The organism is Planotetraspora kaengkrachanensis (genome assembly GCF_016862895.1).
GTDB classification, from domain to species: Bacteria; Actinomycetota; Actinomycetes; order Streptosporangiales; family Streptosporangiaceae; genus Planotetraspora; species Planotetraspora kaengkrachanensis.
In genome coordinates, this window is sequence record NZ_BONV01000002.1 from 294206 (window position 1) to 314768 (window position 20563).

Annotated in this window: 20 protein-coding genes; 13 read left to right on the plus strand and 7 right to left on the minus strand. The window is 70.3% G+C overall.

All coding sequences use genetic code 11. The annotated features are described in order from the left end of the window. Positions 1–39: 39 nt before the first annotated feature. The 5 genes from Pka01_RS04160 to Pka01_RS04180 are packed head-to-tail and all read left to right on the plus strand — an operon-like array spanning position 40 to position 4485. A complete protein-coding gene (locus Pka01_RS04160; RefSeq protein WP_203881206.1) occupies positions 40–918 on the plus strand; it encodes an oxidoreductase in 879 nt (292 codons plus the stop codon). Then, positions 915–1859 carry a patatin-like phospholipase family protein gene (locus Pka01_RS04165; RefSeq protein ID WP_203881207.1) on the plus strand — a complete coding sequence of 315 codons (945 nt, stop codon included), beginning with the start codon at positions 915–917 and terminating at the stop codon, positions 1857–1859. Before Pka01_RS04160 ends, Pka01_RS04165 begins: the two co-directional genes overlap by 4 nt. Continuing rightward, positions 1856–3070 (plus strand): macrolide family glycosyltransferase, encoded by a 1215-nt coding sequence (locus Pka01_RS04170; protein WP_203881208.1) that lies wholly within the window; start codon positions 1856–1858, stop codon positions 3068–3070. Before Pka01_RS04165 ends, Pka01_RS04170 begins: the two co-directional genes overlap by 4 nt. Before the next feature lie 3 nt (positions 3071–3073). Further along, complete coding sequence (locus Pka01_RS04175) at positions 3074–3565, plus strand: hypothetical protein (RefSeq protein ID WP_203881209.1); 492 nt, start codon at positions 3074–3076, stop codon at positions 3563–3565. Further along, entirely contained in the window at positions 3562–4485 is a 924-nt protein-coding gene (locus Pka01_RS04180; RefSeq protein WP_203881210.1) for a hypothetical protein, read from the plus strand. The genes Pka01_RS04175 and Pka01_RS04180 overlap by 4 nt, the downstream gene beginning before the upstream one ends. A gap of 15 nt (positions 4486–4500) precedes the next feature. Here Pka01_RS04180 and Pka01_RS04185 read toward each other — a convergent pair whose 3' ends face one another. The 6 genes from Pka01_RS04185 to Pka01_RS04210 form a co-directional block, all read right to left on the minus strand. Beyond that, positions 4501–6156, minus strand: a complete 1656-nt coding sequence (locus Pka01_RS04185) for a dipeptide ABC transporter ATP-binding protein (RefSeq protein WP_203881211.1) — start codon at positions 6154–6156, stop codon at positions 4501–4503. Continuing rightward, positions 6153–7007 (minus strand): ABC transporter permease, encoded by an 855-nt coding sequence (locus tag Pka01_RS04190; RefSeq protein WP_203881212.1) that lies wholly within the window; start codon positions 7005–7007, stop codon positions 6153–6155. Before Pka01_RS04190 ends, Pka01_RS04185 begins: the two co-directional genes overlap by 4 nt. Beyond that, the gene (locus Pka01_RS04195; RefSeq protein WP_239114718.1) at positions 7004–7984 is read right to left on the minus strand and encodes an ABC transporter permease; all 981 of its coding nucleotides are present in this window, start codon (positions 7982–7984) and stop codon (positions 7004–7006) included. Before Pka01_RS04195 ends, Pka01_RS04190 begins: the two co-directional genes overlap by 4 nt. Next, entirely contained in the window at positions 7981–9618 is a 1638-nt protein-coding gene (locus tag Pka01_RS04200) for an ABC transporter substrate-binding protein (RefSeq protein ID WP_203881213.1), read from the minus strand. The genes Pka01_RS04195 and Pka01_RS04200 overlap by 4 nt, the downstream gene beginning before the upstream one ends. A gap of 88 nt (positions 9619–9706) precedes the next feature. Continuing rightward, positions 9707–10213 carry a flavin reductase family protein gene (locus Pka01_RS04205; protein WP_239114719.1) on the minus strand — a complete coding sequence of 169 codons (507 nt, stop codon included), beginning with the start codon at positions 10211–10213 and terminating at the stop codon, positions 9707–9709. Between the two features lie 410 nt (positions 10214–10623). After that, positions 10624–12021: an LLM class flavin-dependent oxidoreductase gene (locus tag Pka01_RS04210; protein WP_239114720.1), complete on the minus strand. Its 1398-nt coding sequence runs from the start codon at positions 12019–12021 to the stop codon at positions 10624–10626. Between the two features lie 249 nt (positions 12022–12270). Between Pka01_RS04210 and Pka01_RS04215 the strand changes: the two genes are divergently transcribed. Genes Pka01_RS04215 through Pka01_RS04225 form a run of 3 tightly spaced genes read left to right on the plus strand, consistent with a single transcriptional unit; the run spans position 12271 to position 15853 of the window. Next, the gene (locus tag Pka01_RS04215; protein ID WP_203881215.1) at positions 12271–13491 is read left to right on the plus strand and encodes an SfnB family sulfur acquisition oxidoreductase; all 1221 of its coding nucleotides are present in this window, start codon (positions 12271–12273) and stop codon (positions 13489–13491) included. 8 nt (positions 13492–13499) lie between these two features. Further along, a complete protein-coding gene (locus Pka01_RS04220; RefSeq protein ID WP_203881216.1) occupies positions 13500–14657 on the plus strand; it encodes an LLM class flavin-dependent oxidoreductase in 1158 nt (385 codons plus the stop codon). A gap of 14 nt (positions 14658–14671) precedes the next feature. Then, positions 14672–15853 carry an acyl-CoA dehydrogenase family protein gene (locus Pka01_RS04225; protein ID WP_203881217.1) on the plus strand — a complete coding sequence of 394 codons (1182 nt, stop codon included), beginning with the start codon at positions 14672–14674 and terminating at the stop codon, positions 15851–15853. 216 nt (positions 15854–16069) lie between these two features. Here the strand turns inward: Pka01_RS04225 and Pka01_RS04230 are convergent, their stop codons facing one another. After that, complete coding sequence (locus Pka01_RS04230) at positions 16070–16603, minus strand: winged helix-turn-helix transcriptional regulator (protein WP_203881218.1); 534 nt, start codon at positions 16601–16603, stop codon at positions 16070–16072. A 111-nt stretch (positions 16604–16714) separates the two neighbouring features. On the opposite strand from Pka01_RS04230, the gene Pka01_RS04235 reads away from it, so the two are divergent. From Pka01_RS04235 to Pka01_RS04255, 5 genes are all read left to right on the plus strand, one after another. Then, on the plus strand, positions 16715–17017 hold the full coding sequence (locus Pka01_RS04235) for a putative quinol monooxygenase (protein ID WP_203881219.1): 303 nt from the start codon (positions 16715–16717) through the stop codon (positions 17015–17017). A 40-nt stretch (positions 17018–17057) separates the two neighbouring features. Next, entirely contained in the window at positions 17058–18083 is a 1026-nt protein-coding gene (locus Pka01_RS04240) for an NADP-dependent oxidoreductase (RefSeq protein WP_203881220.1), read from the plus strand. 107 nt (positions 18084–18190) lie between these two features. After that, positions 18191–18958, plus strand: a complete 768-nt coding sequence (locus tag Pka01_RS04245) for an SDR family oxidoreductase (RefSeq protein ID WP_203881221.1) — start codon at positions 18191–18193, stop codon at positions 18956–18958. Between the two features lie 128 nt (positions 18959–19086). Next, on the plus strand, positions 19087–19680 hold the full coding sequence (locus Pka01_RS04250) for a GNAT family N-acetyltransferase (RefSeq protein WP_203881222.1): 594 nt from the start codon (positions 19087–19089) through the stop codon (positions 19678–19680). 281 nt (positions 19681–19961) lie between these two features. Continuing rightward, the gene (locus tag Pka01_RS04255; RefSeq protein WP_203881223.1) at positions 19962–20519 is read left to right on the plus strand and encodes a YceI family protein; all 558 of its coding nucleotides are present in this window, start codon (positions 19962–19964) and stop codon (positions 20517–20519) included. Positions 20520–20563: the final 44 nt, after the last annotated feature.

Genomic DNA, 20563 nt, shown 5'->3' on the forward strand with positions numbered 1-20563 from the left:
CCGGGGTACGCCCCGTAGGCACCACGTCAAGGGAGAGACATGACCGACCAGTTCCGCCTCGGTGGCGACCTCACGGTCGACCGGCTCGGCTTGGGCGCCATGCGCCTGCTCCGGGGCGGCCCGGGCGCACCCGCCCGCGACCCCGAGACCGCACGCGCCGTCCTGCGCCGCGCCGTCGAGCTCGGTGTCACCCACATCGACACCGCCCACTTCTACCGCGGCGAGGACGGCTCGGCGGGCGCCAACGCCCTGATCCGCGAAGCCCTGTCCCCGTACCCGGGCGGCCTGGTCATCGCCACCAAGGTCGGCCCGGTCTTCGGTCCGGACGGCCCTCGCCAGGGCACCGCCGCCGAACTTCGGCCACAGGTCGAGGCCAACCTGGAAAGCCTGGGCCTGGACCGCCTCGACCTGGTCTATCTGCGCATCGGCCTGGCCGGTGCCCCGCACGGAGAGTCGCTCGCCGAACGCTTCGCGGTGCTCGCCGCACTGCGTGAGGAGGGCCTGATCCGCCACCTGGGCGTCAGCAACGTCGTCGCCGCCCATCTCGCGGAGGCGCGCACGATCGCTCCTGTCGCGGCCGTCCAGAACAACTTCCACATCGCCGAACGCGACGAGACGGCCGTCCTGGACGCCTGCGCGCGATCCGGCATCGCCTTCGTCCCCTTCTTCCCCCTCGGCGGGGGCAGGGCCGACATCGACGACCCCGGCCTCGCCAAGGTGGCCGGACGGCACGGCGCCACCACTCGTCAGGTCGCCCTGGCCTGGCTGCTGGCCCTGTCCCCGGTCACCCTGGCCATCCCCGGCACCGGTTCGGTGGCCCACCTCGAGGAGAACCTGACGGCCCGGTCGATCACCCTCACCGAGGAGGACCTCGCCGACCTGCCGCGAGTATCCGCCCGGATGAGAGGGGGATCATGAGGGTTACATATCGCCGGAAATCGACCGGCCTGCACGCCCTTCCCCGTCCCGTGGCGGTGGTGGTGGGGGGCGGAGGAGTGCTTGGAGCCGCGCATGTCGGAATCGGGCACGCGTTGGAACAGCGAGGATTCGTCCCGGACCTGATCATCGGGACCTCGGTGGGCGCCCTCAACGGAGCGGTCGCGGCCGCCCACCCGGGCGAGGCCGCACCATGGCTGAATCGCGTGTGGACGCACGTGCGTCGCCGTGAGGTGTTCCCGCTCGGCTACCTGCCCTCGCGGGCCGGTATCTGCTCCGATCGCGGCCTGCGCACCCTGATCGCCCGGGCAGGGCTGCCGCCGCGGATCGAGCAGCTGAAGGTACCTTTCACCGCGGTCGCCATGGATCTGGCGACCGGCGCCCAGGCGCTGCTCGACCACGGAGATCTCGAATCCGCGCTGCTGGCCAGCGCCGCCATTCCGGGGGTCCTGCCCCCGGTGAATCGGGACGGCCGGACGCTCGTCGACGGCGGGATGATCGCCTACGTCCCGGTACTGGCGGCCCTTCAGTCAGGAGCGGCCAGCGTGGTGGTGCTGGTGACCGGGCCGGAGAGCCGGCCGCTGCGCCCGGCCGTCCCGCCCCGGCGGGCCGCCGCGGTCGCCGCCAGGGCGCGGCTGCTGCTGTGGCACCATCAGATCGAGCGCGACCTGCACGAGGTGTCCCGGCGGATTCCGACCGTCGTGCTGCCGACCGGCATCGAGGACTGGCCCGCCCCGTGGGACTTCGGCCATTCACAGCGGCTGATCAATACCGCCTCCCTCGCGGCGGGACGGTTTCTCGACGAGCTGCGCATCAGCGGGCCAGGCCTGTACCGGGCCGATGGTCCTTCTGCGACCTCGGCCGGTCCGGGCCAGGTGCGGACCGCCTCCGTATCGGGCTCCTTGTCGGGGGTCGGCCGGTGAGCACCATCGCGTTCCTCAACATCGGCATGCACGGGCACATCAACCCGACGCTGCCGGTCGTGGCCGAACTCGTCCGCCGTGGCCACGCCGTCACGTATCACACCTCGCCCGCGTTCTCGAAGGAGATCGAGGCCACCGGTGCGACCGTGCGCCTCTACCCGGGGGGCGACCCGTCCCTCCCCGATCCGCCGATGCCGCTCACGTTGCTCGAAGGGCTCGCGCGGACCGCCGTCGGCCTGCTGCCCGCTGTGCTCTCTGATCTGCAGGAAATCCGGCCTGACCTGATCGTCCACGACTCCACCTGCCCCTGGGGCGCGGTCGCCGCCCGCGAGCTCGACGTGCCGGCGGCGTCGTTGTTCACCATGTTCGCGTTCAACCGGCATGTGCCCAGCCCCGGCCGCGCCTCATGGGAACTGCTGGCAGCGGCGGCGACCCGGCGCAGCGATGTTCGGGGTTATCTGCGTTCGCGGTGGGGGTTGTACCGGCGCTACGACACCCGTGGGTTGCCGCTGCTCGACTTGTTGAACGTGCGTCAGCCGCTCAACCTGGTCTTCACCTCGCGCGCGTTCCAGCCCGGCGCCGACGAATTCGATCAGTCGTACCGGTTCGTCGGCCCCAGCCTCGGCGCTCGTCCGCCCGACCCGTCGTTCCCGGCCGATCGCCTGCGGGCCCCCGTGCTGTACGCCTCGCTGGGCACGGTGTTCAACGCCGGCCCGCAGATGTTGCGCGACTTCGCCACCGCGCTCGCGCCTCTGGGCGGCACTGTGATCATCTCCACCGGACAGACTGATCCGGCCGCGCTGGGTCCGCTGCCGGGCAACGTGATCGCCCGCCGGTTCGTGCCGCAACCAGAGGTGCTGGCCCGTGCTGCGCTGTTCGTCACTCACGGTGGGATGAACAGCGCCAACGAGGCCCTGCACGCGGGGGTTCCGATGGTGGTCGTCCCGCAGGGCGCGGATCAGCCGCTGGTGGCCCGGCGGGTCGTCGATCTCGGCGCCGGCCTGTCGGTCCGCACCCAGGACGCCGACGCGGAACGCGTGAACGCGCTCGCCCGGCGGCTGCTCGACGAACCACGCTTCCTGGCCGCGGCGGAAGGCTTGCGTGTCGCCCAGCGCGAGGCGGGTGGATATCTGCGGGCCGCCGACGAACTCGAGCGCTACCTGCACCGACCCGGCAGCGCCACCCGGGCGGATTCGCACCAGGAGCGCTGACCGATGTCACTCATGGTCGTCGCCGTGCTGCTGCTCGCCGGGCTGTCCGAGGCCCTCGGCCGGCTCCTGCCCCTGGTGGCGCGCCGGCCCGGCGTGTCGCGGCCCGTCGCCGCCGAGCTCCTGCTGATCGGCGCCGTGGTCGAAGGCGCCGTGTTCGCGCTGTGGCCGCTGACCTCATGGACGATCGCCGAGCTCGTGCTGTCCCCTCCGCTGTTCGGCGCCGCCGCGCTGACCTGGACACCCGGCCTGGCCGCCCCGCTGCTGCTCTCCGCCGTCCTCGCGTTTCCACTGCTCGGGCCCCTGCTGCATCTACTGCTCTTCGTGGGCGTCGGGATCGGCCTCGTGGCGCCGCTCTCCGCCATGACGGGCCTGGGCTGGTGGGCCGCCGCGGGCTGCGTGGCCGTCGCCGGCGTCGGGCTCGGCGTCGCCGTCGAGGCCGTTCGGCGCCTGGTCGCGAAGATCAGCGGCACCGGGGCACGGGAGTCGCTCGCATGATCGAGTTCCCGCTCCTCGTCCTGGTGCTCGGTCCGGTCCTGCTCGCCGAGGCTCTGCTCGCCCGCTACGAGGTCATGTCGTACACGGCCGGCTGGCGGACCCCCACCACCGAGCTCCCCCACGGCATGCCCTACGCCCGGGGCGCGGACCCCGACCGTCCCCCGGACGCCTACCTGGTCTATCTGGACGGAATCGGCAAACGCCACTTCACCGACACCCGGGACGGGGGCCAGCTGGTCAAGGCCCTGATCGCCGGAGCACCGGAACTGCGGGTGCTGGGCCAGGTGCAGCCCTACTCCCCCCTGGCCGACCCGCTCGTCAACCGGCCTGTGTGGGAGTGGCTGCGCCACCGCATCGGGCTCGTGCTGTTCCTGCACAACGTCATGCAGATCTTCGTCGCCGCCGACCACCGATACCGTCCCCTGTACAACCGCGCCGTGGGCACCCAGATCGCCGGCCACCTGCGCCTCGCCGGTTACCGGCCCGGCAGCGGCACACCCGTGGTCCTGCTCAGCTACAGCGGCGGCGCCCAGGTCGCCACCGGCGCGGTGGAGAAGCTGCACACCCTGCTCGGCGCCCCGCTCGTACTGATCACTCTCGGCGGGTTCCACAACGGCGCCAACGATCTCACCCACGCCGGTCATCTGCATCGGCTCACCAGCGCCGGCGACTGGATCGAGCGGGTCGGCACCTGGATGTTCCCTCAGCGCTGGCGGCTGTTCCGCAACAGCGGATGGAACCGGGCCCGCCGCGCGGAAAAGATCACCGTGCACCGGCTCGACCCGGCCACCCACATCGGGCAACACAGCTACATCAGCCCGCAGGCGCGACTGCCTGACGGCCGCACCTACCTCGACCACACCGCCGACACCGTGATCGCACTCATCCGCGCCCACCGCGACCGCGGTCCACAGAGGTGATGGGTCTCGGGACGGTCAGCCGACTCCCAGGGGCGTGGCCGGCGGTGCCACCTGGGGCGTCAGGCGTGGGATCGCGGCGAGCAGTTCGCGGGTGTAGTCGTGCTGGGGATCGGTGAACACGGTGCGCACGTCGCCTGACTCCAGCACCCGCCCGTCCCGCATGACCAGCACCCGGTCGCTCGCGTGGTAGACGACGCCGAGGTCGTGCGAGATGAACAGGTACGCCACGCCCAGCCGGGCCTGCAGGTCGGCGAGCAGGTCGAGGATCTGCGCCTGCACAGAGACGTCCAGCGCGGACACCGGCTCGTCGCAGACGATGACCTCCGGTTCGGCGGCCAGCGCACGGGCGACGGCCACCCGCTGCCTCTGCCCGCCGGACAGTTCCAGCGGCCTCCGCCGAAGATGCCCGGCGTCGAGCGCGACCATCTCGAGCAACTCGACCGTGCGCTCCCGGCGGGCGCCGCGTGGGTGACCGGCGGCGCCGAGCGCCTCACCGATGACTCTTTCGACGGTGAATCGCGGGTCGAAGGAACCGAGTGGATCCTGGTACACGATCTGCAGCCGACGCCGATGGGCGCGCCGCTGCTCAGGGGTGAGCGCGGGCCACGGGGTCCCGTCGACGTGGACTTCGCCGGCGTCCGGCGTCTCCAGGCCCAGCAGGAGCCGGGCGGTGGTGCTCTTGCCGGAGCCCGACTCCCCCACGATGCCCAGCGTCTCGCCGGCCCGCAGAGTCAGCGAGACATCCTCGACCGCGACCCGCGCGACGCCGTCCGGTCCCGGGAACGACTTGCGCAGCCCGACGGCGGCCAGAACGGGTCTGCCAGGCTGCGCCGCAGCGGGAGGTGAGACCGGCGCGGCGGCCGCAGGCCGTTCCACCGTCGAGAGCCACGTGCCCTTCGCGTGCGCGGACGGCACCGCGGCCAGCAGCGCCTTCGTGTACGGGTGCTGGGGATCCCGCAACACCGCATCGGTCGCCCCGAGCTCGACGATGCGGCCGGCCTTCATGACCGCGACCCGGTCGGCCAGCCGGGCGACCACCGCCAGGTCGTGGCTGACGATCAGCAGTCCGCTGCGGTTGCCCTTGAGCGAGCCGAGCAGATCGAGCACCTGCAGGGCCACGGTCGCGTCGAGCGCGGTGGTCGGCTCGTCCGCGAGCAGCAGCTCCGGTTCGCACGCGATCGCGGAGGCGATGAGCGCCCGCTGGCGGAGGCCGCCGGACAGTTGGTGCGGATACTGGGCGGCCCGCACCTCTGGCTCCGGCACCCCGACGGACTCCAGTAGTTCGTGTACCCGCGCGGCCCGCGCGGCCCGGTTCAATGTGGTGTGCAGGGCCAGCGGCTCGGCGATCTCCCGGCCCACCGGCCGCAGCGGGTCGAGCGAGGCCATCGCGTCCTGGAGCACGAACCCGATCCGCGCCCCGCGCACCCGACGCCATGTCCGGTCGGTGAAACCGGTGACGTCGGTGCCGTCGAAGCGCAACCGGTCGGTGTGCACGCGGGCGCCGTACCCGGGGAGGCCGACGAGCGTACGGGTCGTCACGCTCTTGCCCGAGCCCGACTCCCCCACCAGCGCGAGGCACTCGCCGCGCTCCAGCGTGAAGGAGACTCCGTCGACGACCGTGGTGCCGTTGAACGCGACCTTCAGCCCAGCGACCTCGAGCAGGCTGGTCATGTGGTTCTCCCTTCGGAGCGGCGGCGCACTTCGCGGCCGAGCACGGTGATGGCCAGCACGGTCAGCGTGATCGCCACACTCGGCACGGCCACCAGGAACCAGTCGTTGGAGATGTACTGCAGGCCGTTGGAGAGCATGTCGCCCCACTCGGCGGCCGGCGGCTCGGCGCCCAACCCCAGGAAGCTCAGTGCGGCGCCGGCACTGATCGCGGTGCCGATCCCGATGGTGGACAACACCAGCACCGGCCGGATCGCGTTGGGCAGCACGTGCCGCCAGATCACCGTGAAGCGTTTCATGCCGAGCCCTGTGGCCGCCTCGACGAAGATGGAGCGGCGCACGATGTGCGTCTGCGCCCGCACGATCCTCGCGTACGACGGGATGCTGGCGAACGCGACGGCGAACATCGCATTGGTGCTGCCGGCGCCCGCCAGGGTGATGACCACCAGCGCCAGCAGCAGCTCCGGTATGGACAGCACCACGTCGATCAGCCGCATGACGACGCTCTCGGTCAACCGGCTGCCCAGCCCTGCGATCAGACCCAGCAGGGTGCCGCCGGTGACCGCGATCGCCGTCGCGCCCAGCCCCATCACCAGCGAGGGCCGGGCCCCGTAGACCATGCGGCTGAGCACGTCGCGGCCGGACTCGTCGGTTCCGAGCGGGTGAGTGCCGCCGGGCGCCAGGAAGGCCCCGTCGGCGCCGATCTCCAGGGGGTCGTGCGGTGCCAGCAGTTGCGGCACGAGGGCCGCGACCACGACGGCCGCCACGAACAGCCCCGCCAGGATCAGCCCGGGGCGCAGCCGGACGCGGCCTGCCCGCGGCAGCGCCGCATCCGTCGCGGTCAACGCGCTCATCGAGTCACCAGCCTCGGGTCGATGAGCGTGTACGCGATGTCCACCAGCAGGTTCACCAAGACGTAGACGAAGGCGGCGAAGACCACCAGCCCCAACACCATCGGGATGTCCTTGGTCGTCACCGCGGAGAGCATCAGCTGTCCCACCCCTTGGCGTACGAACAGCGTCTCGGTGATGACCGCGCCGCCCAGCAGTCCGCCGACCACGAAACCGGACATCGTGACGATCTGTACCAGTGCGTGGCGCAGGGCGTGCCGCACCCGGACGACGGTGTCCCGCATGCCGCGGGTGCGGGCGGTGAGGATGAAGGGCTGCTCCAGTACCTCCTCCAGTTCGCTTCGCAGGACCTGGGCGAGCACCGCGCCGATCGGCAACGCCAGAGTGAGCGTCGGCAGGATCAGCGCGCGCGGCCCGTCGTTCCCGGAGACGGGCAGGACCTTGAGGGTGAAGGAGAAGACGATGAGGAGCACGATGCCGATCACGAACGTCGGCGTCGCGGACAGCGTCAACTCCACTCCGGAGGCGATCGACCGCCACGGCCGCCTCCGCGCGGTCAGCACCGCGGCCGCGATCGCCAGCAGCACGGCCACAACGGCCGCCGCCACCGCGAGCTGAACGGTCTGGCCGAGTTGCTCGCCGATCGCCTGGCTCACCGAGATCCGCTGCTGGTAGGACCGGCCCAGGTCGCCGTGGAGCAGGCGACCCAGGTAGTCCAGGTACTGGTGGTAGAGGGGCTGGTCCAGGCCGAGGTCACGGCGGACCTGGTCCAGCACCTCCTTGGTCGGGTTGGCCCCCTGGCCGGCCACGGTGGACAGGGCGGCGTCCCCCGCGGTGACGTGCAGCGCGATGAAGCTGAGCGTGGCCGCGCCCCACAGGACCCCCACCCCGGCGATCAGGCGTACCCCGATCCGCTTGGCGATGGCGACCGCCGTGGGGCGCACGGCGAGCCGGGTCCCCGTCGTGCCGAGGGCTGTCATTTCGTGAGCCACGCGTAGGTGAACACGGGCGTGGCGTGCGACGTGTCGGTGATGACGCCCTGCAGCTTCCTGCTGGTCGCCCACAACACCGAGTTGTCGTAGATGGGCACGCCGGGCACCAGGTCGACCAGCCGCTGCTGGACCTTGCCGTAGAGGTCCCTGAGTTTCGCGGCGTCGGTGGTCTGGCGGGCCTGCTCCAACCAGGTGTCGATCTGCTGGTCGGACAGATGGGACAGGTTCTGCCCCAGGCGCTTGTCGTTCGGGATGCTCTCCGTCGCGTACTTGATGTAGAGCACGTCCGGCGTGTTGGTGTGCCAGACGCCCGACAGGAGGTCGTAGTCCCCGGCGTACCGCAGCGTGGTGACCTGGGTGAGGGGCAGGAGGTTCACGTTCACCTTGAAGCCGACCGCCTTGGCCTGTGCCTGGATCAGGTTGTAGACCGGGCTGACCGTGGCGGTCTGCGTGACCGGCGACTGCGCCTCGAGGACCTTGCCGTCCTTGGTGCGGTAACCGTCGGCGTCGCGTCCCGTCCAGCCGGCCTGGTCGAGGAGTTGGTTGGCCTTCGCCGGGTCGTACCCCGGGAACTTCACGTTCGGGTCGTAATACTGGGTGACCCGGTCGAGGAACCCGGTCGCGGGTTGCCGCTGCCCGAACCCGATCGTCTGGATGATCGCCGGCACGTTGACGGACGCGGCGAAGGCCCGGCGGACGTCGATGTCGTCGAACGGCGCACGGGAGACGTTGAAGTCAAGCGTGAACGGCCAGCCGATCCGGTTGTTGTTGTGGTATTCGAGGGCGGGGTTGGACTTCACGGCCTGCGCGTTCTGCGCCGGCAGGTAGCCGGTGGCCTGGTACTGGCCGCTGACCAGCGAGTTGAAGCGCACCGCGTCCTGGCCCACCCAGTCGACCTTGATGCCGTCGAGGTAGGCCGGACCGCCGCGCTTGTACAGGTCGGGCGGCCAGTTGTAGTCGGCCCTGCGGGCGAAGGTGACGCTCTGGTTCTTGGTGTATCCGGTCAGCACGAACGGCCCGGAGCCCACCGGGTGCTCGCACAGCTGGGCCGGAGTGGACTCCTTGATCGCCTTGGGTGACTCCATCCCGAGCCAGCCCTGGGCCAGCACGGTCAGGAACGGGACGTACGGCCGGGACAGGTGCACCTCGAGCGTGTAATCGTCGATGATCTTGCTGTCCTCGTACGGCGCGATGTACGGGCCGGCCAGCGGTGATCGGGTCGCCGGGTCGAGCATGTGCTCGAAGTTGGTGACGACCGCCTGGGCGTCGAACACGGCGCCGTCGCTGAAGGTCACACCCTCGCGCAGGTGGAAGGTGTAGGTCTTGGCATCGGGCGAGATCTCCCATGAGGTGGCCAGCCACGGCGACGGGTCGCCCTTGTCGTCCAGGTAGACCAGGTTGTCCGTGAGGATGTGCCCGAAGATCTGCTCGACGTCTGAGGAGATCGCGTGCGGGTCGAGGCACAGCGGGTCGAGCGACATGGACAGGTTCAGGGTGCCACCGCGCGCCGGTTCGGCGGAGACGCCGTCGGCGGTGCCCGCCCTAGCGCCGCCGCACGCGGTCAGCAGCGACAGGCCGGCCAGCGTGGCGACGAGACTCCGGAGGGTTCTTGAGGGGGACAACTGACGCTCCTCGTGGGGGATGCGGGTACGCGGAAGTCACACCGGCCGCGCCGTCTGGGCAGCCGCCGGCGGAAAAATGAATCGACGATCAGGAATGCGGGATGAATCGGCCGAATCGGCCCTGGTGGTACAGCAGTGGCCGGTCGGCGCCGTGCACCGTCGCCTCGGAGACGAGGCCCACGACGAGCACGTGGTCGCCCACGTCCACCGTCGCGTACGGCAGGCAGACCAGGTGCACCGACACGTCGCTCAGCAGCGGCGTGGCGTGCGGACCGGGGCGCCAGCGTGTGGGCTCGGCGAACCGGTCGATGCCCTTGCGGGCGAACCTGGCGGCCAGCTCGCCCTGGTCGCTGGTGAGCACGTTGACGGCGAAGTGGTCGGCCGAACGCAGCCGGGGCCAGGTGGTCGAGGCCTGGTCCACGTAGAAGGAGACCAGCGGGGGCTCGAGGCTCACGGAGGAGAACGACGTGGCGGTCAGCCCGACGGGGATCCCCTCGTCCTGGGCCGTGATCACCACGACTCCCGCGGCGTGCGCCGCGAGCGCCCTTCTGAACTGCTCGCCGTCCACGGCCCGCCCGGGGAGGGTCTCGGTCACCTTCCCGCACCTTTCCCGGGAATCGGAACCACCTGAGGGGTGCTCATCTGATCTCTCCTTCGCGTCCATGCCACGGTCGCCCGCTTCTGCTGCTGGGGTTTCCTGCGGGAGCCGTCGGCGGCGGCGCATGGGTGGTCACAAGGCGACCGCGGCCTCGGGCCTGTCCCCCGACGGCGTCGGCGGGGCTCGGTAAGCCGGCGGCGATGCCACCGGATCAGAAAGAGTGATGGTCAGTGATCAGCGACATTGCGCACTGGCGACGTGGCAGAGGTCCACGTGCTGGCGCCGAATCAGTCGGACATCCTGCCTCATGCCACTCAATCTACGACCTCCAGGACATAAAGTCAATATTTCCTACTGGTTATACATAGAACTTGCCTGATCTGGCCTCCCGCAGCGGAACCACGCGGTCAGTCGGACTCGTGAGCCTTGGGGCCCCGGCGGAACGCCGCACCCGGGTGGGTGTCCGGCAGCCGGTGGACTCCGCGGCCCAGCAGGCGCTCGCGCAACGTGCTGTCGTCGTACGACGTGCGATAACGCCCGCGCCGCTGCAGTTCGGGAACGACGAGTTCGATGAAGTCCTCGGCCGTGCCAGGAGAGAGGTACTGCATGAGGTTGAAGCCCGCGGCGCCGGTCTCGTCCGCCCAGCGCTCGATCTCGTCCGCCACTCGCTCCGGCGTGCCGGCCACGAACAACGGCCCGCCCTGTCCGACACGGCCGACGGATGCCAGCACGTCCCGGACCGTGAGCCCTCTGCCCACCAGGGGGCGGATCGCGCGCTCGGTGAAGTCCCCTCCCCTCGCGACGATGTCGTCGATCGCCTCGTCGGGGTCGTAGGCCGCGAGATCGATGCCGCTGCCGCGCTGTGCCAGGAAACCTTCCGGACTGATGTGGCGTTGCAGGTCCGCCACCTTGGCGTCGGCCTCCGCCTGGGTGGGCGCGACGATCACGGAGGCGCCGGGGAAGACCTTGACGTGGTCGGGGTCGCGGCCGAAGGCGGCGGCGCGCCGCTTGAGATCGGCGATCTCCTCGCGTAGCGCTTCCAGTGACGGGGCGCCGGTGAAGACGGCCTCCGCGTGCCTGGCCGCGAAATCCCTGCCGCGTTCGGAGTTGCCGGCCTGGTAGAGCACGGGGGTGCGCTGTGGCGACGGTTCCGACAGGTGCGGCCCGGCGACACGGAAGTGCTTGCCGACGTGGTCGATCGCGTGGACCTTCGCCGGGTCGGCGTAGACCCGCGCCTCCACGTCCCTGATGACGGCGCCGTCCTCCCAGCTGCCCTCCCACAGCTTGTAGAGGACCTCCAGGTACTCTTCCGCGATCTCGTAGCGCAGGTCGTGCTCGATCTCGTCGTCGAGCCCGAAGTTCCTGGCCGCGCTGCGCAGATAGGAGGTGACGACGTTCCACGCCACCCGCCCCTTGGTGAGGTGGTCCAGGGTGGACATCCGGCGCGCGTGCGCGAACGGCGGCTCATAGGTGGTGGAGAACGTCACGGCGAACCCGAGATGCCTGGTCACCGCGGCCATCGCGGGCACCACGAGCAGCGGGTCGTTGGCCGGCACCTGCACGGCCTCACGAACGGCGGTCTCCGGCCCGCCTCGGTAGCGGTCGTAGAGCCCCACCACGTCGGCGAGGAAGACCGCGTCGAACAGCCCCCGCTCGAGCAGCGTGGCCAGGTCGGTCCAGTAGTCGATGTCGGTGTACCGGTGTCTGTTGTTCTCCGGATGCGTCCACAGCCCGTGCTGGATGTGGCCGACGCAGTTCATCTCGAAGAGGTTGAAGTGGATGATCCGGCGTTCGAGGTCAGTCACGTTCGCTCACTGTGTGTTCCGGATGGTCTGGGCATGCGGCCCGGCCGAGCTCGTCCGGCCGGGATCTGGCAGTCCGGGTCCCCTTGGCCGCACCCGCTGAAGGGCTTCGGCGGGATGACGCCGGGCCCGACGCCCGCCGTGGGCCGTCACGCCACACCATAAGGACCCTTCCGCACGAAAACAAAGTATTACCTACCTGTTTTACATGGATTAGCCTTCCCACGTGAACACGCACGAACGGACGGCACCATGAGCATCGACAGCCCACCATCGCGAGCCCCCGGCACCTCGACCGCGCATGTGATCGCGGACGACGCGGAGGCGCTGGCCGTGGCGGAGGAGCTCGCCGGCGAATTCGCGGCGGAAGCGGCGGAGCGGGACGCCCGGCGGCGACTGCCCCGGCAGGAACTGGACCGGTTGTCGGCAAGCGGACTGCTCGGGATCACCGTTCCGCGTGAACACGGCGGCGCGGACGTGCGCGCGCGGACCGTCGCCGAAGTGTTCCGGCTCCTGGCCGCCGCCGACCCGAACATCGCCCAGATCCCGCAGAGCCACATCGTCTACGTCAACGTGCTGCGTCAGCAGGGCGACCCCGCGCAGCAGGAGTTCTTCTTCGGCGAGGTGCTGGCCGGCAGGCGCTTCGGCAACGCCCAGTCTGAGGCGGGGACGAAGCACGTGCAGGACTGTCGGACGCGGCTCGTCCGCGCGGGTGACCACTTCGTGCTGCGCGGCGTCAAGCAGTACAGCACGGGCGCGCTGTTCGCCGACTGGATCCCGGTCCTGGCCCGTCACGAAGACGAGACACTGCACGTCGCGTACGTGCCCGGGGACGCCCCCGGGCTGACCGTGGTGGACGACTGGGCCGGGATGGGGCAGCGGACCACCGCCAGCGGCACGGTACGGCTCGAGGACGTCGCCGTGCCGCCGGAGCATGTGGTGCCCCACCACCTGACGTTCACCGGGCCGCAGTTGCACGGCGCGCTGGCGCAACTGCTGCACACGGCCATCGACGTGGGAATCGCGGGCGGTGCGCTGACCGAGGCGGTGAAGTTCGTGCGGACCAAGGCCCGCCCCTGGTTCGAGAGCGGCCAGGAGACCGCCGCGGAGGACCCGCTGGTCATCCAGCGGGTCGGTGAACTCTCCATCAAGGTCCGCTCGGCCGAGGCGTTGCTGGTCGCGGCCGGGGAGGCGGTCGACGCGGCGCGAGCCGACCTGACCGCGGAGTCGGCCGGAGCGGCCTCGATCGCCGTGGCGACCGCGAAGGCCTACGCGGACCCGGTCGCGGTCGAACTCGGCAGCGCCGTCTTCGAACTGGGCGGCACCAGGTCCAGCCTGGAGGGGCTCAACCTGAACCGGCACTGGCGCAACGCCCGCACCCACACCTTGCACGACCCGGCGCGCTGGAAGGTCCAGCACATCGGCCGGTACGTACTCAACGGACAGCTTCCGCCCCGCCACGGCCTGCTCTAGGAACAACCATGACTTTGACCTTTCACTGGTTCCTGCCCACGTACGGCGACAGCCGCGACATCGTCGGCGGCGGTCACGGACTGCCCGCGGGATCGGCCGGCGGCGCCCGGCCCGCCACCTTGGCCTACCTGCGGCAGATCGTGGACGCGGCCGAGCAGCTCGGCTTCGTCGGCGCCCTGACGCCGACCGGCGCCTGGTGCGAGGACGCCTGGCTGACCACGGCCATGCTCGTCGAGACGACGGAACGGCTCAAGTTCCTGGTCGCGTTCCGGCCGGGCTTCATCACCCCGACGCTGGCCGCCCAGATGGCCGCCACGTTCCAGCGCCACTCGGGCGGCCGGCTGCTGCTCAACGTGGTCACCGGCGGGGAGAGCCACGAGCAGCGCGCGTACGGCGACTTCCTCGGCAAGGACGCCCGATACGCGCGGGCGGACGAGTTCCTGCACATCGTGCGGGCCCTGTGGCGCGGAGAGGTCGTCGACTTCGCGGGCGACCATCTGAGAGTCGAGGGCGCGCGACTCGACCGGCTGCCCGACCCGGTGCCGGACGTCTATTTCGGCGGCTCGTCCGCCGCGGCGGGCCCGGTCGCGGCCCGGCACGTCGACGCGTACCTCACGTGGGGAGAGCCCCCTGCGGCCGTGGCCGAGAAGATCGCCTGGGTGTCCGGACTCGCGGCGGCCGAGGGCCGCACCCTCCGCCAGGGCATCAGGCTCCATGTGATCAGCCGGGACACCAGCGAGCAGGCGTGGGCGCAGGCCCGGCGGCTGCTCGACGGCATCGACCCGGCCACCGTCGAGAAGGTCCAGGCAGGCCTCGCCCGCAGCGAGTCAGAAGGGCAGAAGCGGATGCTCGGCCTGCACGGCGGCAGCCGCGACGGCCTGGAGATCTATCCGAACCTGTGGGCGGGGGTGGGCCTGGTCCGCGGCGGAGCCGGCACCGCTCTGGTCGGCAGCCACACCGAGGTCGCCGACCGGATCGAGGAGTACCACCGCCTCGGCATCACCGAGTTCGTCCTCTCCGGCCATCCCCACATCGAGGAGGCGTACTGGTTCGGCGAGGGCGTGCTGCCCATCCTGCGCAGCCGCGGGCTCTGGGAGCACCCGCAGGCCCCGCAGGGCGCGGACCGGTCGGCCGCCATCCCCTTCGCCCCCGCATCCTCGAGCTGACCCGGCGGGACGTCATGACTACTCAGAACCTCCCCGCGGCCGGAGTGACGGAACTGCGGGAGCGTGCGGCGCTGATCCTGCCTGAGCTGGCAGAAGGCGCCGCCGAGCGGGAGCGCGTACGGGAACTGCCGCACGCCCAGATCCGCCGGGTCGCCCAGGCGGGGCTGTTCACCTTCCGGATCCCGGTCGAGTACGGCGGCGCGGGCTCGTCGGTCCAGGACGTGTTCCGCTTCGTGATCGATCTCGCCGCGGCGGACTCGAACATCGCCCAGGCGGTGCGCCCGGACTTCGGCCGGGTCGAAGCGCTGCTGGCGGGACCGGAAGCCGAACGCCGCAAATGGTTTCCCCGCTTCCTCGCCGGCGACGTCTTCGGCAACGCGGGCTGGGAGACCGGCGGCCCCAACGGGACGATCCAGTCCCGGATCACCCGGCACGGTGATCATTTCAAGGTCAACGGCACCAAGTTCTACAGCACGGGGGCGCTGTACGCCGACTGGATCGGCACGGCGGCTCTGGACGACGACGGAGAGAAGGTGTTCTTCACGCTGCCTCGCGATCGGGAGGGGCTGCACCTCGTCGACGACTACGACGGCATCGGCCAGCGCCTCACCGCCAGCGGGACCACCAGACTCGACGACGTCGTCGTTCATCCCGACGAGATCAGCACCCGCGACGGCGGTGAACGGCGCTCCCCCGTCACCGCCTTCCTGCAGCTCTACCTGGCCGCGGTCGAGGCCGGCATCGCACGGAACGCGCTCACGGACGCGGTGGCCTTCGTGCGCGAACTGGCCCGGCCGATCGCGCACAGCAGCGCCGCGCGCTCGGTCGACGACCCGTACGTCCAGCACGCGGTGGGGGACATCTCCGCCCGGGCCTACGCAGCCGAGGCCGCCGTCCTGCGGGCGGCCGCCGCCATCGATCGAGCGTGGCACGAAGATCTGCGGCCCGAGTCGCTGACCGCCGCGTCCGTCGAGGTCGCGCAGGCACAGTTCTTCGCGGTCGAAGCGGCGCTCAAGTCGGCCGAGTCGCTGTTCGACGTCGCCGGCGGCTCGGCGACCGGGCGTGCCCACAACCTGGACAGGCACTGGCGGAACGCCCGGACCGTGGCCAACCACAACCCCCGGTACTGGAAGGCGGCCGTCGTCGGCGCCTTCAGGCTCAACGGGACCGAACCCCCCACCAACGGTCTGTTCTGAGCTCACGGCTCCGCCGAGCCGGGCGAGCCCGCGGCGTCAGTCGTCGAGAGCGAGGTCGGCGGTGACCTCGGCGGCACGGTCGAGCAGCCTGAGCAGGCGGGAGTAGTCCTCGTCGCTCATCGCCTGGCGCAGCCGGGTTTCGACCCTTCGCGACAACTCGGCGGCGGCCGCCTCGGCATGGGCTGACCAGGCGGCCTCCGCCGCCGGCTCCGACGGTCAACGGGTGCGCGACGCCGTGATCGGTTCGAGAAGTCGTCGTGGCGTGTTGATCGCGTCGGACACGGGATCGTGACCGGGGTCCGTCGAATCGAATCCGGGTCCTGGTTCGATCCGGATCTCCGGGACCGGGATGACCAGACCGCAATCTCCGCAGCGCCCCTCGTGGTCGAGAAGACCTCCGTCCTGATCGTGGCGGGCGGCGCGCTTGACTCCGGACGGAGAGTAGAACGTGTCCCCCCAGTGCATCAGAGCACGCACGACCGGCCACAGTCCTTCGCCCTTGGCGGTCAGCCGGTACTCGACACCTCCGGTCGCGCCGTCGTCACGGACGAGCACGCCCTCCTGCACGAGGGACTTAAGCCGGCTGGTCAAGACGGCGCGGGGGATCTTCAGCTGAGTGACGAAGTCTCCGAACCGGCGGACCCCGAAGAACGCGTCGCGGACGATGAGGAGCGTCCACCGCTCCCCGACGATCTCCAGCGATCGCGCCAGCGAGCAGTTGCGGTCGGCATAGGTGCTCGGAAGCGTCATGCTCCGATTCTACCCGCCTGGTTCACTCAGCGAACTGGTGCGTGCTACGGTGTCCCACCAGTAGCAGTTCAGTCAATGAACCGGGTAGGTCGAGCCTGAGGAGGCTGCCCCGTGTACCAGTTCCTCGTCTCCTTCACCGTCCAGGCGGAGCATCGCGACGACTTCGTCCGGGCGGCGAAGAAGACCGCGCGTGACTCTCTGGCGAGCGAGCCCGGCTCCCACCGGTTCGAGGTCATCGCGGACGAGAACGACCCGAATGTCTTCTACCTGAACGAGGTCTATGCGGACCTCGACGCGTTCGACACGCACGCGAGCGGTCCTTACTTCGGCGCGTTCTTCGCCGAGGCCGGCGCCTACGCCGAGGGTCCGGCGTGGCTCATGAGAGGAAACCTCATCGGCGACGACGCCGCCTGAGTCCTATCCGGCGGCAACACGAGGAAATCGAGAGGCATCCATGTCAGAGACCCCGAGGCGAACCCGCCGCTACGTTCTCGCGGAGCGCCCCGCCGCGCCCACCGGGCCGCTGGAGGAAGGCGTCCTGCGCTACGAGGAGGACGTTCCCGTGCCGCGGCTCGGATCAGGACAGGTTTTGGTGAAGGTCGAGTGGATGTCGCTGGACCCCGCCACCCGGAGCTGGATGAACGACACCCCGAGTTCCCTTCCGCCGTCACCGCTGGGCGAGACCATGCGCGCCCTCGGCGCCGGCACGGTGAGCGCATCGGAGCACCCTGATTTCGTGGTCGGGGAACGGGTGTGCGGATTGCTGGGCTGGCAGGAGGACGCCGTGGTGGACGGCTCGAGCCTGCGGCGGGTGCCCGACGGCGTGCCGCTGAACGCCTCCTTGAATGTCCTGGGCATCGCCGGGCAGACCGCCTGGCTGGGGTTGCACGACATCGGGCGGCCGCGGAAGGGCGAGACGGTCGTCGTCACCGCGGCGGCCGGCGGCGTCGGTTCCGTCGCCGTCCAACTGGCGGTCGCCGCCGGCGCACGCGTGATCGGCGTCGCCGGGACACCGGCCAAGTGTGAGTGGGTGCGGGAACTCGGTGCCGACGAGTGCGTCGACTACCGGGAGGACGACGTGTCGGCGGCGTGCTCCCGGTTGTGCCCCGACGGAATCGACGTCGTCTTCGACAACGTCGGCGGGGCGATGCTCGACGCCCTGCTCCCGCACATGGCGGTCAACGCCCGTGTCGTCCTGTGCGGCGCGATCTCCCGGCACGACGGCGGACGTGGCCCTGTTCCTCTGCACAACTGGTTCCACCTGTTGGTCAACAGGGTCCGGATGGAAGCCTTCATCTACATGGATCACGAGGATCGCTTCGATGAGATCGAAGCCGATCTCCTGCCCCGCCTGCGCGACGGCGGGCTGCGCAGCCGGGAGCACGTGGTCGAGGGACTGACCGCGGCCCCAGCGGCGCTTCACACGCTCTTCGACGGCACGAACACGGGCAAGCTGCTCGTGCGCGTCGGTCGATCCTGACCCGCGTCCGCCGCGCCGCCGAAGACCACCGGCCCGAGCCGTCATCCGGAACGCACGTTCGCTGCGGGGCCCGCTTGAAAAGTCACCAACTGACGAGGAGATCCATCATGTCGTCCGTGCTCATCACCGGCGCGTCCAAGGGCATCGGCCGAGCCGTCGCGGCCGAGCTGGCACGCCGCGGCCACCGGGTGATCGCCACCGCACGTCGTCCGGAGACGCTGGCCGACCTGCCCGTCGACCGGCGCCTGCGCCTTGATGTCACTGATCAGGAAAGCGTCGACCAGGCCATCAAGGACGCCGGCGACATCGATGTGGTGGTCAGCAATGCCGGCGAGACGGTGCGCGCGCCTCTGGAGAGCGTCCCGCTCGCGGAGGTCGAACGGCTCTTTCAGCTCAACACCCTGGGTGCCCTGCGGGTGGCGCAGGGAGTGCTTCCGGCGATGCGTGAAAGGGGCGCGGGGCACCTCCTCTTCGTCTCCAGCATCCAGGGGCGGCTGGTCCTCCCGATGATCGGCCCTTATGGAGCCAGCAAATGGGCGCTGGAGGCGCTCGCGGAGACGCTCGCCATCGAGACGCGTCATTTCGGAATCAAGGTGAGTGTGGTGCAGCCCGGTGTCGTTTCCTCGGGTGGCGGTGGGCGCGCCAAGGTGTTCCTGCAAGAGAACGACCCGTACACCCCGCTGTATGAGGCACTCGATGTCCTCCGTGGCGAGTCCATCACCCCCGAGGAGGTGGCCACGGCCGTGGCCGACACGATCGAGCAGCCTGAGCCTCCGTTTCGCGTGCCGGTCGGCGCACCGGCCAGGCGGGTCCTGCAGGCCCGCAAAGAGGCCCCGGAGAGCGAGCCCTTCCTGATGGCGGAAATCAATTGGTAGACGTTGAGCCGTTCAGACCGGAGTCCGGCCAAGCACATCCGCTGGACAATTCCGTCTACTCGGCGCTGACCGGGCCGCACGCCCACTTCGCGCAGCGACGGGGCAACGCATTGCGCTACCCGTTGGACATGTCACCGTTCATGGCGCTGCCGGACTCCCCCGGCGACGCCGACTGGGCGGACATCGCGGCACTCGCCGATCCCGATCGGGGAGTCACGCTGACCGGCCTCACGGTCGAGCCGCCCGACGGCTGGGAGGTCGTGATGCGGGGCACAGTGCTGCAACTCGTCGACGACGGGATCGCCGCCGCGCCGGACGATGAGGCCGTCACCCTCACCCAGGCGGACGTTCCGGAGATGCTCGCCCTGGCCGAACGCACCAAACCGGGGCCGTTCCTGCCGCGCACGATCGAGATGGGCACCTATCTGGGCATCCGGCACGGCGGGCGCCTGGTGGCGATGGCCGGTGAACGGCTGCGCCCTCCGGGCTGGACGGAAATCAGCGGAGTCTGCACCGACGCGGACCGGCGCGGACAGGGGTTGGGGACCCGGCTGGTGCTGGCCGTCGCGGCCGGCATCCGGATGCGCGGCGAGACGCCGTTCCTGCATGTGGTCGCGTCCAACACGAACGCCGTCCGGCTGTACGAATCCCTGGGATTCCGGCTTCGCCGCGCTGCGACCCTTGTGCTCACCCGGCCGCCGGCGGAAACGTCGATCAGCTAGACGGAGCCGGTCACCGGACGGGACGTCTCAGGGCCGATCGAACAATTCTCTCCCGAGAGTGAGAAGCGTTCGCGGCAGCTGTCCGCGGTGGACGGTTCAGCCTTCCCCATGGGCGCAGATGAGCCCCATTACATCTCATCGGCCGAAACGGTTCATTCCCGTAGCGATATATACGGCATGTTTTCTGTAGGTTTGATCCGTTCCGGGGTGCACCTAGCTACACCCCGGAACGGTAGTCAACCGGCTTCTGGCTGATCGCTCCGCTTTCTAGCGTGGTCGTCATGACGACGACAGAAGAAGCCCGCTCCACGACGTCTCCGACCCTGTCGCCCACGAATGCCGAGCCCGCCCCTGGCGTTTACCGCATCGACCCTGAGGCCACGGAGATCAGGTTCGCCACACGGCATGTCTTCGGTCTGCTGCCCGTCACCGGGTCCTTCGCGCTGGACCACGGCGAACTGCGGATCGCCGAGTCCGTCGCGGACTCCACGATCGACGCGGTCGTCCGCGCGGGCAGCTTCGCCAGCGGCATCGCGGCACGAGACCACAAGGTCAGGTCGGACGTCTACCTCGACGCAGCCGCCCATCCGGAGATCGTCTACCGCGGACTGCGCGTCGAGCCGTCGTCCGACGGGGCACGGGTGCACGGCACGCTGACGGTCCGCGGCGTGACCCGGCCGGCCGTCCTGACCCTGACCTCCCTCCTCGTCGAGAACGGCGTGCTGCGGGCGCAGGCCGAGACGACCGTCGACCGCTACGCCTTCGGCCTGACCCGGGAGAAGGGCATGACGGGGCGCCATTTCCGCCTCTTCCTCACGGTCACCGCCACCGCGGACTGACCTCCCGCGGTCGCATTTCCGGCGGCGCGAGCGCGGCTCCGAAC